At 70.7% G+C, this 12,023-nt stretch carries 13 protein-coding genes (1 of these 13 cut by a window edge); 5 read left to right on the top strand and 8 right to left on the bottom strand.

Translation table 11 applies throughout. The annotated features are described in order from the left end of the window. On the top strand, nucleotides 1-557 hold the end of the coding sequence (gene acnA / locus HNQ09_RS12765) for an aconitate hydratase AcnA (protein ID WP_184029887.1). The gene continues 2,164 nt to the left of window position 1, outside the view; the window shows 557 of its 2,721 coding nt (coding positions 2,165-2,721); the start codon falls outside the window, past its left edge; the stop codon is at nucleotides 555-557. Between the two features lie 93 nt (nucleotides 558-650). Here acnA and HNQ09_RS12760 read toward each other — a convergent pair whose 3' ends face one another. The 3 genes from HNQ09_RS12760 to HNQ09_RS12750 all read right to left on the bottom strand — a co-directional run bounded on the left by HNQ09_RS12760 (nucleotide 651) and on the right by HNQ09_RS12750 (nucleotide 2,900). Next, nucleotides 651-926: a hypothetical protein gene (locus HNQ09_RS12760; protein ID WP_184029883.1), complete on the bottom strand. Its 276-nt coding sequence runs from the start codon at nucleotides 924-926 to the stop codon at nucleotides 651-653. A 76-nt stretch (nucleotides 927-1,002) separates the two neighbouring features. Then, a complete protein-coding gene (locus HNQ09_RS12755) occupies nucleotides 1,003-2,091 on the bottom strand; it encodes an enolase C-terminal domain-like protein (RefSeq protein WP_184029880.1) in 1,089 nt (362 codons plus the stop codon). Then, the gene (locus HNQ09_RS12750; protein WP_184029877.1) at nucleotides 2,088-2,900 is read right to left on the bottom strand and encodes a nucleoside/nucleotide kinase family protein; all 813 of its coding nucleotides are present in this window, start codon (nucleotides 2,898-2,900) and stop codon (nucleotides 2,088-2,090) included. Before HNQ09_RS12750 ends, HNQ09_RS12755 begins: the two co-directional genes overlap by 4 nt. Nucleotides 2,901-3,133: 233 nt before the next feature. Here HNQ09_RS12750 and HNQ09_RS19185 point away from each other — a divergent pair, with 233 nt between their 5' ends. Beyond that, nucleotides 3,134-3,268 (top strand): hypothetical protein, encoded by a 135-nt coding sequence (locus HNQ09_RS19185; protein WP_281378323.1) that lies wholly within the window; start codon nucleotides 3,134-3,136, stop codon nucleotides 3,266-3,268. Nucleotides 3,269-3,326: 58 nt separating this feature from the next. After that, a complete protein-coding gene (locus HNQ09_RS12745) occupies nucleotides 3,327-5,030 on the top strand; it encodes a PRC-barrel domain-containing protein (RefSeq protein WP_184029874.1) in 1,704 nt (567 codons plus the stop codon). A 70-nt stretch (nucleotides 5,031-5,100) separates the two neighbouring features. Here HNQ09_RS12745 and HNQ09_RS12740 read toward each other — a convergent pair whose 3' ends face one another. The 4 genes from HNQ09_RS12740 to HNQ09_RS12725 are packed head-to-tail and all read right to left on the bottom strand — an operon-like array spanning nucleotide 5,101 to nucleotide 7,746. Further along, nucleotides 5,101-6,363, bottom strand: coding sequence for an ABC transporter permease (locus HNQ09_RS12740; RefSeq protein ID WP_184029871.1), 1,263 nt, complete (start codon nucleotides 6,361-6,363; stop codon nucleotides 5,101-5,103). Further along, nucleotides 6,353-7,111, bottom strand: a complete 759-nt coding sequence (locus HNQ09_RS12735) for an ABC transporter ATP-binding protein (protein ID WP_184029869.1) — start codon at nucleotides 7,109-7,111, stop codon at nucleotides 6,353-6,355. The genes HNQ09_RS12740 and HNQ09_RS12735 overlap by 11 nt, the downstream gene beginning before the upstream one ends. After that, entirely contained in the window at nucleotides 7,105-7,326 is a 222-nt protein-coding gene (locus tag HNQ09_RS12730) for a helix-turn-helix transcriptional regulator (protein ID WP_184029867.1), read from the bottom strand. Before HNQ09_RS12730 ends, HNQ09_RS12735 begins: the two co-directional genes overlap by 7 nt. Before the next feature lie 3 nt (nucleotides 7,327-7,329). Beyond that, nucleotides 7,330-7,746, bottom strand: a complete 417-nt coding sequence (locus HNQ09_RS12725; protein WP_184029866.1) for a hypothetical protein — start codon at nucleotides 7,744-7,746, stop codon at nucleotides 7,330-7,332. Between the two features lie 430 nt (nucleotides 7,747-8,176). Here HNQ09_RS12725 and HNQ09_RS12720 point away from each other — a divergent pair, with 430 nt between their 5' ends. Both HNQ09_RS12720 and HNQ09_RS12715 read left to right on the top strand, forming a co-directional pair. Then, a complete protein-coding gene (locus HNQ09_RS12720) occupies nucleotides 8,177-8,680 on the top strand; it encodes a transcription initiation factor IIE subunit alpha family protein (protein WP_184029864.1) in 504 nt (167 codons plus the stop codon). Between the two features lie 116 nt (nucleotides 8,681-8,796). Continuing rightward, complete coding sequence (locus tag HNQ09_RS12715) at nucleotides 8,797-9,126, top strand: cyclic-di-AMP receptor (protein WP_184029862.1); 330 nt, start codon at nucleotides 8,797-8,799, stop codon at nucleotides 9,124-9,126. Between the two features lie 75 nt (nucleotides 9,127-9,201). Here HNQ09_RS12715 and polA read toward each other — a convergent pair whose 3' ends face one another. After that, nucleotides 9,202-11,982 (bottom strand): DNA polymerase I, encoded by a 2,781-nt coding sequence (polA, locus tag HNQ09_RS12710; RefSeq protein ID WP_184029860.1) that lies wholly within the window; start codon nucleotides 11,980-11,982, stop codon nucleotides 9,202-9,204. Nucleotides 11,983-12,023 lie beyond the last annotated feature (41 nt).

Genomic DNA, 12,023 nt, shown 5'->3' with positions numbered 1-12,023 from the left:
CGCGCGGTACGTTTGCCAACATCCGCCTGAAAAACCAGCTCGCGCCCGGCACCGAGGGCGGCTTCACCACCAACTTCTTGACGGGCGAGGTGACCTCCATCTTCGACGCCTCGACCGCCTACAAGGAAGCGGGCGTGCCGCTGCTGGTCTTCGCGGGCAAGGACTACGGCATGGGGTCGAGCCGCGACTGGGCCGCCAAGGGCACCTTCCTGCTGGGTGTGAAGGCCGTGATCGCCGAGAGCTTCGAGCGCATCCACCGCTCCAACCTCGTCGGCATGGGCGTGCTGCCCCTCCAGTACAAGAACGGCGAGACCGCCGACAGCCTGGGCATCAATGGCGACGAGACCTTCGACCTGATCCTGCCCACCGATCTGCGTCCCCGTCAGGACGTGACCCTGCGCGTGACGGGCAAGGACGGCGTGGCGCGCGAGGTCACCCTCCAGTGCCGCATCGACACGCCGGTCGAGATCGACTACTACAAGAACGGCGGCATTCTCCAGACCGTGCTGCGCGGGATTCTGGCCAAGAGCGAGGCGGGCGCGACCGCTTCGGCGTAACGCTCAGGCGCCGCATGACCCCCGCCCGCGAAGCCCGGGCGGGGGTCATTCTTGTGGCCGTTGCGGCGGCCCCTCTGGAGGGCGCGGAGAGCCTTACTCGCGCCGCTTCCACTCCGGCGCGAGTTCTGGCCTGGGGGCCTGCAAGTGGTGCAGCAGCAGGGCGCACACGACCAGCATATGCAGCCCCAGCAGGCCGAAAAGGGCCATCTCCGGCTGCGCGCTGTGCCCGTAGGCGCCGACCAGCTGAAAAAGGACCAGCGTGAGCAGCACCCGGGGGCGGCGGTCCGGAAAGCGCAGGTAGGCGTAGCTGCCGCCGATCATGCTGAACAGCAGCGGGAGCAGGAGGGCATTGAGCATTTCTTGGCTCATGGCTCATTCTGTCGAGCTGCCATGAAGAAGAACTGTGGTGTTCCCGGCACAAGCGGCGGGCAGGCGGGCGGGTTGTCTAGAGCCGGAAGCGCCGCAGCTGCGCCGGGTCGAGCCTGTGGTCCCGCAGCGCCGCCACGTCCAGCCACCCGTCCTGGAAGGTGAGGGGGCGGTCGAGCAGGTCCGCTTCCAGCTTGAGCACGAAACTCAGCTCGCACGGCTCGGTCACCTCGGGCCGGGTGGCGAGCAGCGCCGCGTGCAGGGTGCCCAGACCGCTGCTGGCCTGCGAGCCGACCATGCCGCGCTTGCCGTGGGCGGCGGCCTGCCCCAGCATCGCCGCCCCGTCGGTCAGGCCACTGCGCGCCGTCTTCACGTTCAGAATGTCGAAGGTGCCAAAACTCAGTTCGCGGTCCAGGTCGCCTGGCGTGAAACACGAGTCGTCGGCCACGATGGGGAGGATGCCCTGGGCGTGCAGGGCCGCCCTGGCCCGCAGCTCGCGCACCGGGAGCGGTTCCTCCACGCAGGTCAGGCCCGCGCCGCGCATGGCGGCCAGGGCGGCGGGCGCTTCCTCTGGCGTCAGGGTCTCGTTGCTGTCGGCGTACAGCTGCACCGCGTCCCCGAAGGCGGACCGCAGGTCACGGATCACCGCGAGGTCGCGGGCGTGGTCGCGCCCCACCTTGACCTTGAGGCAACGCACGCCCGAGGCCACCACCCGCTCGGCCTCGGCGAGCATGGCCGCCGGAGTGTCGATGCCCAGGATGAAGCTGACGCGCACCCGCGTGTGCGGACCCAGCCAGGTGTCCCACAGGCTCAGGCCCTGGGCGCGGGCGCGGGCGTCGTGCAGCGCCAGGTCGAGCGCGCCGCGCGCGGTGTGGTTGTTCGCCGCGCTGTTCCGCACCCGGCTCAGGGCGGCCTCGTCGGTGATGGACAGGCCCCGCAGGGCAGGTTCCAGCCAGCCCAGGATCGCCACCACGCTCGCGGCCGTCTCGCCGTAGATGGTGGGGCGCGGGGGGGCCTCGGCGTGGCCCACCGTGCCGTCGTCCAGCGTGACCCGCACCAGCACGTGCTCGGCCGCGCTCAGGGTGCTGTGGGCGCCCCAGGCCAACGTGCCCGTCAGCGGCAGGCGAAAAGGCAGGCCCTCGACCCGCGCGACCCGGGGCGCGCTCACGCCCCGGCCCCGCCCCGGCCACCCCAGTCCGCCCCCCAGGCCCCGACGGCGGCCGCCACCTGCTCGGGCGCGAGGGCGACCGTGTCGAGCAGCAGCGCGCGGGCGGGCGGCAGCGTCTGCAAGAAGCTCCACGCGGCTTGCGGGTCGTAGTGCTCGCGCTCGGTGACCACGATGCGGGTCTTGGCGAGGATGTCGGCGGGCGGGTGGCCCTGGCCCTCCAGCGCCGCCAGGGCGTCCAGTTCCGCCGGGGTCAGGACAGCGGCCACCCCGGGCAGGGCGCCCAGCTCGGCGCGCAGCACGCCGCCGGAGCGGTGCCCCGCCGTCACCCGGTCAAAGGCGTCCGCGCGGCCCAGCAGTCGGCGCACCCGCTCGGCGTCGGGGGCGTGCAGGGCCACGAAGCGCCAGGCGGGAAAATGCCGGGCCGCGTGCTCGACCTCCTCCCACCCGCGCAGGCCGTCGAAGAGCAGCCGCTCGCCCCAGACCGCGGTGTCGGCGCTGAGGGTGCCCAGGGCGTGCGCCATCCCGCCGGGATGCTGCGCGCGGTAGCGGGCCGTCCGGGCGAAGCGCTCGGCCCGGTCGGTGATGGGGCCGGGCGCCAGCATCACGTGGTCGGTGATCTCGCGGCGGTCGGGCAAGGCCCGCGCAGCCGGGTCCGCCGCCCTCAGCGCGGCCAGCGCCGTGCTTTTGCCCACCCCGGTCACGCCGACGAGGACGGTCAGCGGCCACTCGCCCAGCGGCACCTCCCGGGCCGTGCGGGGGGCGCCGGGGTGCAGGCCGGGCGGCAGCGGCGCCAGAGGCTGGGCGGACATGAGCGGAGTCTAGGGCAGCGGCGGGGGGCAGCCCCCACCTGTCTGAACCGGGCCGCGGGTCCCCAGGTGCCCGGGTGGGCGCGGCAGAGCCGCTGGGCAGCGCGTGCCGCCCCCCGGGCCAGCGCGGCTAGGGCGTCTTAAGGCCAGCGCAAGGTTGCTTCAACTCCGGGTGAGGGGGGAAACCTCACAGCGGAGAGCAGGGGTTTTTAGACTCCGGGCAGGAGGATTGACCTATGGCCCGATTGCAAGGCACTGGTGGGGGAGGCGGCCGAACCGCCCTGCTCATCATCCTGATTTTGCTGGTGCTCTTCTTGCTCGCCTATTTCCTGTATCTCAAGCCCCAGGGCCTGCTGAACCTCGGGTTTTGAGCGGCGTGGGCGCGGCTGGCGGCGTTTCCTCATCTCTTGCGCTGAATGGAGTGACTGCATGATCAAAGGCAAAGAACTGCTCGGGCGCCACGTCGTGGCGATCAACACGGGCGAGCGCGTGGACTCGGTGCGCGACTTGGTGTTCGACCACCAGGCCAATCAGGTGCTGGGCCTGCTGGTTGACGAGGGCGGCTGGTTCCGCGCCGCGCGGGTCGTGCCCTTCGAGGCGATCCGCTCCATCGGTGAGGACGCCATCATGGTGGACAGCGCCGACGCGGTGACTTCCACCCGCGAGGACGGCCGGCTGGCCGAGGTGCTGGACTCCAATGTCAGCCTGACCGGCATGACGCTGCTGACCACCGACGGGCAGAACCTGGGCAAGATCGCGGACGTGTTTTTCGACGAGCGCACCGGCCACGTCGAGGGCTACGAGGCGACCGGCGGCATCTTCAGCGACCTGTCGAGCGGGCGGACCTTCGTGCCTGCCCCCGAGGACGTGCAGATCGGCCACGACGCGGCCATCGTGCCCATCAGCGTGGCGACGGCCATGCAGGAGCAGGAACCCGGCGGCCTCAAGGGCAGCCTGCAATCGGCGGGCCAGAGCCTCAGCGGCGCCTACCAGAGCGCGGCCGAGAGCGTCAAGCACAGCTACGAGAACATCGCCGAGGCCACCAAGGAGCGCCAGAAGGAATACGTCGTCGGCAAGACGGCGGGCGGCGACATCGCCCTAGAAGACGGCACGGTGATTGTCCACAAGGGAGACACCATCACGGCCGAGCAGGCCGAGCAGGCCGAGGGCGCCGGCAAGCTCACCGCGCTGGCCACCGCCGCGACCGGGGGGGTCCTCGCGGGCGCCTATGACACGGCCAAGGAGCGGGTGCAGGGCAGCTACGAGGACCTGCGCGGCGCGACCGCCGAACGCCAGAAGGAATTCGTGGTGGGCAAGACGGCCGCCAACGACGTGGTGGCCGAGATGGCCGACGGCGTGCAGGAGATCATCGTTCATAAGGGCGCTTTGATCACCGAGTTCCAGGCCGAGCGCGCCGAGCAGGCCGGGAAACTCGCCGCCCTGACCGCCGCCGCGACCGGCGGGGCCATCGGGGACCAGGTGCAGGCGGTGCGTGAGCGGCGCGAGCCGACAGTCGAGGACGCCATCGGGCGGCGGGTGCGCAGCGATGTGCGCGCGCCCGGCGGGAGCCTCCTCGCCGTGCAGGGGCAGATCGTGACCCCGCTGGTCGCGGAACGTGCCCGCACCCTGGGTGTCGAACAGGCGCTGCTGAACGCCACCACGGCGGCGGCCGGGACAGGCACGACCAGCGCCGGTTCGGGAACGACCGCAGCCCTGGCGGGCGGCGTCGCCAGCGTCAGCGAGGGCGCGAGCAACCTGCTCGACCGCGCCAAGGCCTGGCTGGGCGACAAGCGCGACGAGGCCGGGCAGGCGCTCGAGAACCGGCAGGAACAGCAGATGGAGCAGAAGGTGCGCGACGCGCTGGGCCGCCCGGTGACCCGCGTAATCCTGGCCCCTGACGACACCATCATCCTCAACGTCGGCGAGATCGTGACCCACAAGGCCATCGACGCCGCGCGCGCCGGGGACGTGCTCGACATCCTGGTGGACAGCGTGAGCAAGGAAGAACCATCCATTGACCCGCTGACCGTGCGCCCCCACGAGACTGGCACGGCGGCGCTGGAGACCCAGCCGGACCCCAGCGAAGGGCAGACCACCGCCGCTGATCCCAACAACCCCACCCGCCTGACCTGAACGGCGACGGAACCTGAAGGGCGGACTCTCCGGGATGGAAGGGTCCGCCCTCTGCTGTGGCGTGATGCCGCTAGTTGCGGAAGATGACCTCCTCGCGCCCGAAGGACCGCAGGGCGAGCAGCCCCATCAACAGCGCGCCGAGCAGGTTGGCGGCGATGGCGGTCGCGGCGTGCGCGGGCGTCAGGTTGCCGCGCACGATGTCGAGGATGGCGACCATGCTGCCGAACAGCGGAATGGCGTAGGTGCCTGCCCCCAGCGTCAGGAAGTCGCTGAATTGCAGCAGCACCGCCGGAAACACGATGGCGAGCGTCAGCGGCGTGACGTAGGTCTGGGCTTCTTTGTAGGAGCGGGCGTAGATGCTCAGGGCGATCAAGATCGCGCTGATCAGCAGCGCGGCGCTGATCACGGTGCCCAGCAGGGTCAGCGCGCCCCCTGGGCTTAGCGTGAGCTGGCCGCCGAACGCCTGGGTGACCTCGCTGGCGGCGCCCGCGCCGGGCACGGCCAGCCGGGCGATCAGGCCGCTGGCGAGAAAGCCCAGCACGCTAAAGAGGGCCGTGGTCAGGGCCGTGACGGTGGTCGCCAGCAGCTTGCCGGCCACGACCTCCGAGCGCCGCACCGGAGACACCAGCAGGCTTTCCAGGGTGCCGCGTTCCTTTTCACCTGCCGTGGCGTCGAGCGCGGTCGCCATCGCCCCGGTCAGGATGAAATTCAGCATCAGGAGCGGAATCAGAAAGGCGAGCTGGCCGCTGCGGCGCTCCTGCTCGGGGCTGGCGTCGATGGGCGCGAGGGCGACGGGCCTCAGCGTCTGCTCGCCCAGGCCCAGGCTGTCCAGGCGCTCGACCGCCAGCTCGCGGTTGTAGGCCTCGACGGTGGACTGCACCTTGGCGTAGGCCCCGGTCTGGGCGCGCAGGTTGCCCAGCTTGGCGTAGACCTCCAGCGTGCCGCTGCCGTCGCCCGCGCGGGTAGGCAGCGGGGCGGGCGCGCGCAGGGCCGCGTCCACCTCGCCCGACTGGACGGCCGCGCGGGGGTCCGAGACCGGCACCAGCTCGACCCCGGCGCGCAGAACGCTGCCGTCGGGGGCCTGCTCGTCGCGAGTCAGCGCCGTGCGCAGCGGGGCGGGCAGGGGGCCGACCACGCCCACCCGCTGGCGCTCCTGCGCCTGCCCGCCGATAAAGCGGCCCAGCAGCAGGGGCAGCCCCAGCGTGAACAGCGGGATCAGCAGCAGCGGAATCAGGATGGTGCCTGTGATGGTCCGCCGGTCGCGCAGGGTGGAGAGCAGGTCGCGCGAGGCCACCCGCCAGAGGTAGTTCCAGCGCGGCAGCTCAGGACGCATGGGCCACCGCCGCGGCCGCCGTCTGGGCCTCCGCGCCGCGCACCAGCGTGAAAAAGGCCCGCTCCAGGTTGCGCTCGCCGGTCCGGGCCAGAATCTCGGGAATGGGCCCGACGGTGACCAGCTCGCCCTGGTGCAAGATCGCCACCCGGTCGCAGACCTCCTCGGCCTCGCTCATGACGTGCGTCGAATAGAGGGTCAGCTTGCCCGGCTGCCGCGCCGCCGCCACGAAGTCGAGCAGCGTCCGGCGCGCGAAGATGTCCAGTCCGCTGGCCGCCTCGTCCAGAATCAGGACCTGCGGGTCGTGGATCACCGCGCGGGCAATCACCACCTTCTGCTTCATGCCGGTGGAGTACTCGCCCGCCCGGGCGTCGAGGGCGCGCCCGAGGTCAAGCGCCACGTCCAGCTCGGTGATCCGGGCGTCGGCCTGCGCCTTACTCATTCCGTACAGCCCGGCAAAGGAGCGCAGCACCTCGCGCCCGGTCAGGCGGGCGGGCAGCCCCATGCCGCCGTTGACCACCCCGATCACCCGCCGCACGGCTTCGGGGTCGCGCGTCACATCGTGGCCCGCCAGTTCCGCCGTGCCCGAGCTGGGGCGCAGCAGCGTCGCGATGATCCGCAGCAGCGTGGTCTTTCCGGCGCCGTTGGGTCCCAGCAGGCCGAAGACCTCGCCCTCTCCGGCGTGGAGGCTCACGTTCCGCAGGGCCGCGTGCTTGCCGTAGGTCTTGCTCAGGTTCCGGATGTTCAGCATGGTCCGTGTTCCTCCCGGGCGCCAGACCCGTCGTCGAAGATGTCCTCGATCCGCTGCCCGAACAGCCGCGCGAGGCGGAAGGCCAGCGGCAGGCTGGGGTCGTACTTGCCGGTTTCCAGGGCGTTCACGGTCTGGCGGCTCACGTCCAGCCGCTCGGCCAGATCGGCCTGGGTCCAGCCGCGCCCGGTCCGCAGGGTCCGGATGCGGTTGTTCATGGGTTACCCACGGGTGTCCCGGCGGTACAGGTACGCGGTGACCGCGAAAAAGGCTGCCAGCATCGCCAGCCAGGGCAGGTACAGGCCCCAGAGGGGGAGGGAGACGGCCACCGACAGGCCCGGCCCTCCGCGCGGCGCCAGCAGCACTAAAGCCCACACGATGAGGCCCGTCAGGGCGGTCAGGCCCGCCACCCCGGCCGCCGCCCACGCCTTCAGGAAGCGGGCACGGCGAAACTCGTCCATCACGCGGTACTGCCAGAGCGTCAGCGCTGCCGTCAGCAGCAGAAAAGCGCCGAGGTAGGCGGGCAGCAGCGTGGGCCACAAGATCACCAGGGGAAACCCCACCAGGGCCAGCACGCCCGCGACGACTTCCGCCCGGCGGCTCCTCGCCAGCCGCCTCTCGCGCGAGGGCAGGCTCATCCCTCCCCCCAGCCGGGGGGCTTCGGCACCGCGCGGGCAGCGGCCCAGGCTTCCGGCCGCTCACCTATGAACAGCTGTCGCGTCATGTCAACCCTCCTTGACAGGGAGTGTAGGCGAGGGTCCCTCCGGGAGTCAAGTTTCCTTGACCAGTTCTTGTCAAGGGTTGCAAAGGCAGGCTGGCTCACGGTGGGGTTAGGCCAAACCGCTTACCATAGACCACCTTTTCAGGCGGGCCGCGCTCGTGTCGCCCGTCGCTCTTTGTGTGAAGTGGCTGCGGCGTTTTCCAGGATGCAGGTTGCCTCATGCAAAGCCTACCGTGACCTGTCACAATAGGAAAGTTGCGCCCAGGAGCGCACTTGTACCGAGTACACCTCTCACTCTCACGCCAGGGGCGGCCACAGGCCAGACTGGTTTAGCCGGAGGATAGCGCATGTTCAATCCCCCCACCCTCGAAGACCTGCAAGAAACCCGCCGCGCCAACGAGAAGCTCGTCCTCAAGGCGCTGGAAAGCAAGCCCGAGTGGGTCGAGACCGAACTGGCCAAGACGACCGGCCTGGCGCTGTCGCACCTGCGCGCGGCGCTGGCCAGCCTGCTCGACCAGGGGCGCGTCCGCCGCCTGCCCGGCACCGGGACCCGCGCCGTGTACGGCCTGGCCGACCCCGGCTTGGCCGACGTGCCTGCCACGCCCCTGACCGAGGGGGCCAAGAAGGTCCGCGACTACCTCGAGGGCCGCGCCGACAGCGCCCTGTACATGAGCGAGCAGCTGCGCATGACCCGCGAGGACGTGATGACGGCCCTGTCGCTGCTCAACGCGCACGGCATGATCACCTGCACCTTTGTGGGCAGCCTGGTGATTTTCCGGCTCAAGGAGACGCAGGCCATCGGGCAGGAGCAGTCGCCCGCGCCCACCAGCAAGAAAAAGCAGGTTGCGTAAGCACGCCGCTGCCCGCATCCCCCCAGGCCCCCGCAAGGGGGCTTTTGCTGTGGCGCTGGCCCGCAGCGCGGCCCCGTTGACCTGCCCGTCACGGCGGCTCTGCTATCCTGCCCTTCATGAAGCTGGTTCTCGCCGTGATTCAGGATGCGGACGCCGCTGCCCTCGTGCGCGTGCTGTCTGAAAACGCCTTTGAGGTCACCAAGCTGGCGAGCACCGGAGGTTTCCTGCGCGAGGGCAACACCACGCTGATGATCGGCGTGCCCGACGAGCGCCTCGCGGACCTCAAACGCCACGTGCAGCAGACCTGCCGCACCCGCACCCGGCTGGTCACCCCCAGCGTCCCGATGGGCGAGCAGGGTGAGGGCATGGTCTCCGACCCGGTCGAGGTGGCGGTCGGCGGCGCGGTGATGTTCGTGATGGGCGTGCAGGAGTTCGTCAAGGTCTGAGGGGCCTGCCTCCCCCAGATAAAGGGGGCCTGCTGCACAGGTACGCAGGCGGCCCCTCCCGTGCTGTCCGGCACGCTACTTCGTGTCGTACCAGTTCGGCCCCACGCCGACCTCGACCGCCAGCGGCACGCTGAGCTGCGCGGCGCCCTCCATCACCTCGCGGGTAATCCGGGCGACCTCGTCGGCGCTCTCCTCCGGGACCTCGATCAGCAGTTCGTCGTGAACTTGCAGCAGGAGCCGCGCGCCTTTGGCCTCCAGTTCGCGGTCCAGCTGCACCATCGCCAGCTTGATGATGTCGGCGGCGGTGCCCTGGATCGGCATGTTGTAGGCCAGGCGCTCGCCCGCCTCGCGCAGGGTACGGTTTTGCGCCTTCAGCTCGGGCACGTAGCGGCGGCGGCCGTAGAGCGTCTCGACGTAGCCGTGCTCGCGCCCGAATTCCAGCGTCTGGTCGATGTAGCGCCGGATGCCGGGGTAGGTGCTGAAGTAGATCTCGATAAAGGAGGCGGCCTCGGCGTAGGGAATCGCCAGGTCGTTGCTGAGGCGGTGGGCGCTCATGCCGTACAGCACCCCGAAATTGACCGTCTTGGCGGCGCGGCGCTGGTTGGCGCTGATGGTGGCTTCCTCCAGCCCCAGCACCTGCGCGGCGGTGCGGCGGTGGATGTCGGCCCCCTCCTGAAAGGCCTGCTGCATCAGCGGATCGTCCGCGATATGGGCCAGCAGCCGCAACTCGATCTGCGAGTAGTCGGCGCTGATCAGGCAAAAGCCCTCGTCGGCGATAAAGCCCTTGCGAATCTCGCGGCCGAGTTCCGAGCGGATGGGGATGTTCTGGAGGTTGGGGTTGAGGCTGCTGAGCCGCCCGGTCGCCACCGCCGTCTGCGCGAAGGTGGTGTGCAGCCGCCCGGTGCGCGGGTTGACGAGGTTGGGGAGGGGGTCGAGGTAGGTGCCGCGCAGCTTTTCCAGCTCGCGGTATTCCAGCAAGGCGGGGATGATGGGGTGCTCCTCGCGCAGCGGTTCCAGCGCGGAGACGGCGGTGCTGCGCTTGCCGGTCAGCTTGGTCTTCTTGCCGCTTGCGAGGCCGAGTTCGTCGTACAGCACCGTTTCGAGCTGATCGCGGCTGCGGATGGGGAACTCGCGGCCCGCGTGCCTGTGGATCTCGGCCTCCAGGGTGGCGAGGCGCCCCGCCGCAGCCTCCGATAGCCCCCGGATATAGGCGCTGTCGAGCCGCACGCCGCGCACCTCCATGTCCTTGAGGACCCCTGCCAGCGGCTTTTCCATCTCCTCGTAGAGCTTGCGGCGCGGTTCGTCGAGCTGTCCGGGCAGCTCGCGCAGCAGGCGGTCGGTGATCGCGGCGCGGGTGGCGGCGTCGTCGGGCCAACCCGTGCCCAGGTAGCGCTCGGAGACGGCGGGCATGGCCGTGTTCGAGGGGTCGAGCAGGTAGGCCACCAGCAGGGGGTCGTCGCCCGGCTCGACCTGGGTGCCGCGCACGCTGAGGTGCGCCGCGAGCGCCTTGGCCCCCGCCGCCCGCACTGCCCGCTGCCCGATGAACTCGGCGTCGGAGACGGTGGGGGGATAGAGGGCCGCCTGACGCTGGGCGGCTTTTTCTGCGGCCTTCGCGGCCTTTTCCGCCGCTTTCTGCGCCGCCTTCTGCTCGGCCTTGCTGAGGGGCGGGGCGCTGTCACCGTCGCTGCCGAACAGCGGGCCTTCCGGCGAGGCGGCTTCCGGCCCGCCTTCCGCTCCTGCGGGCGGGGTCTGCTGCTCGACCGGCGCGACCCGCGCCAGCTCGCCGTCGAAGGTGGCCGCCGCGATCAGATCGGCCGTCAGGTCGTCCTCGCGCGACAGGACGTAGCCCCAGGTCACGTCCTGGCCGGGCGTGCGCCACTCGGCCAGCGGGGGCGGCGTGAAGGTGCCGGGAGCGGAAGCCGGGGCCGCGGCTGCCGTCGCCGCCCGCGCGATGGGGTCGGTCTGGCCCTGCCCCAGCGCTCCGGCCCCCTGGGTCAGGGTCAGCACGTCGCGCTTGAGCGAGGCAAGTTCGAGTTCGTCGAGCAGCTCCTCCAGCCGCGCGGGGTCGCCCTGGCCGCGCAGGGCGCCGAGTTCGACCCTCAGTGGCAGGTCGGTCACCATGCGCGAGAGGTCGCGGCTGAACAGCACGTCGGCTTCCGAGGCCAGCAGCTTCTCGCGGGCGCCCTTCGGCTCCAGCGTGCCTGCCTTTGCGGCCTCCAGCGCGGCGTCGAGGGTGCCGTGGTCTTGCAGGATCTTGGCGGCCGTCTTGGGACCGATGCCCTTGGCCCCGGGAATGTTGTCGCTGGCGTCGCCCGTCAGCGCGCGGTAGTCCACCCACTGCCGCACGCTCACGCCGTACTTGTCCAGCACCTCCTGCGGGCCGATCAAGGCGAAGTCGTTGCTGATGACCCGCACGTGGTCGTCGAGCAATTGGTAGGCGTCGCGGTCGCTGGTCACGATCCGGACCTGAAAGCCCTTGCCCTCCGCCATGCGGGTGACCGAGGCGATCACGTCGTCGGCCTCATAGCCGGGTTCCTCCAGCCGGGGCCAGCCCAGCGCGTCCACCAGTTCGCGGATGCGGTTGATCTGGGCCGGGAGGTCACTGGGGGTCTGGGCGCGGCCCGACTTGTAGCCGTCGTACTGCTCGTGCCGGAAGGTCTTGACCGGGGGGTCGAACACCACGATGACCTGGTTGCTGGCCTGACGCGCCAGCCGCAGCGTGTGGCGCAGGAAACCCAGAATCGCGTGCGTCGCTTCGCCCCGGCTGTTGCTGAGGGGGGGCAGCGCGAAGTAGGACCGGAACGCCAGCGCGTGCCCGTCGATCAGCACCAGCGTGTCGGGAGAGGGGGGGGTCATGCCGAGCATTCTACTGTCGCCGCCTGGGGCGTCCGGAGCGG

This window comes from Deinococcus budaensis, assembly GCF_014201885.1.
GTDB classification, from domain to species: domain Bacteria; phylum Deinococcota; class Deinococci; order Deinococcales; family Deinococcaceae; genus Deinococcus; species Deinococcus budaensis.
The sequence above is the reverse complement of the archived record's forward strand: the minus strand, read 5'-3'. Positions and strand labels throughout refer to the sequence as shown.

Coding starts and splice junctions, on each gene's coding strand:
- HNQ09_RS12760 (WP_184029883.1), bottom strand. CDS start 926: ATGAGCCAAGAAATGCTCAATGCCCTCCTGCTCCCGCTGCTGTTCAGC.
- HNQ09_RS12725 (WP_184029866.1), bottom strand. CDS start 7,746: ATGAGCCTGCCCTCGCGCGAGAGGCGGCTGGCGAGGAGCCGCCGGGCG.
- HNQ09_RS12720 (WP_184029864.1), top strand. CDS start 8,177: ATGTTCAATCCCCCCACCCTCGAAGACCTGCAAGAAACCCGCCGCGCC.
- HNQ09_RS12715 (WP_184029862.1), top strand. CDS start 8,797: ATGAAGCTGGTTCTCGCCGTGATTCAGGATGCGGACGCCGCTGCCCTC.
- HNQ09_RS12740 (WP_184029871.1), bottom strand. CDS start 6,363: ATGCGTCCTGAGCTGCCGCGCTGGAACTACCTCTGGCGGGTGGCCTCG.
- HNQ09_RS12730 (WP_184029867.1), bottom strand. CDS start 7,326: ATGAACAACCGCATCCGGACCCTGCGGACCGGGCGCGGCTGGACCCAG.
- HNQ09_RS12735 (WP_184029869.1), bottom strand. CDS start 7,111: ATGCTGAACATCCGGAACCTGAGCAAGACCTACGGCAAGCACGCGGCC.
- polA (WP_184029860.1), bottom strand. CDS start 11,982: ATGACCCCCCCCTCTCCCGACACGCTGGTGCTGATCGACGGGCACGCG.
- HNQ09_RS19185 (WP_281378323.1), top strand. CDS start 3,134: ATGGCCCGATTGCAAGGCACTGGTGGGGGAGGCGGCCGAACCGCCCTG.
- HNQ09_RS12745 (WP_184029874.1), top strand. CDS start 3,327: ATGATCAAAGGCAAAGAACTGCTCGGGCGCCACGTCGTGGCGATCAAC.
- HNQ09_RS12750 (WP_184029877.1), bottom strand. CDS start 2,900: ATGTCCGCCCAGCCTCTGGCGCCGCTGCCGCCCGGCCTGCACCCCGGC.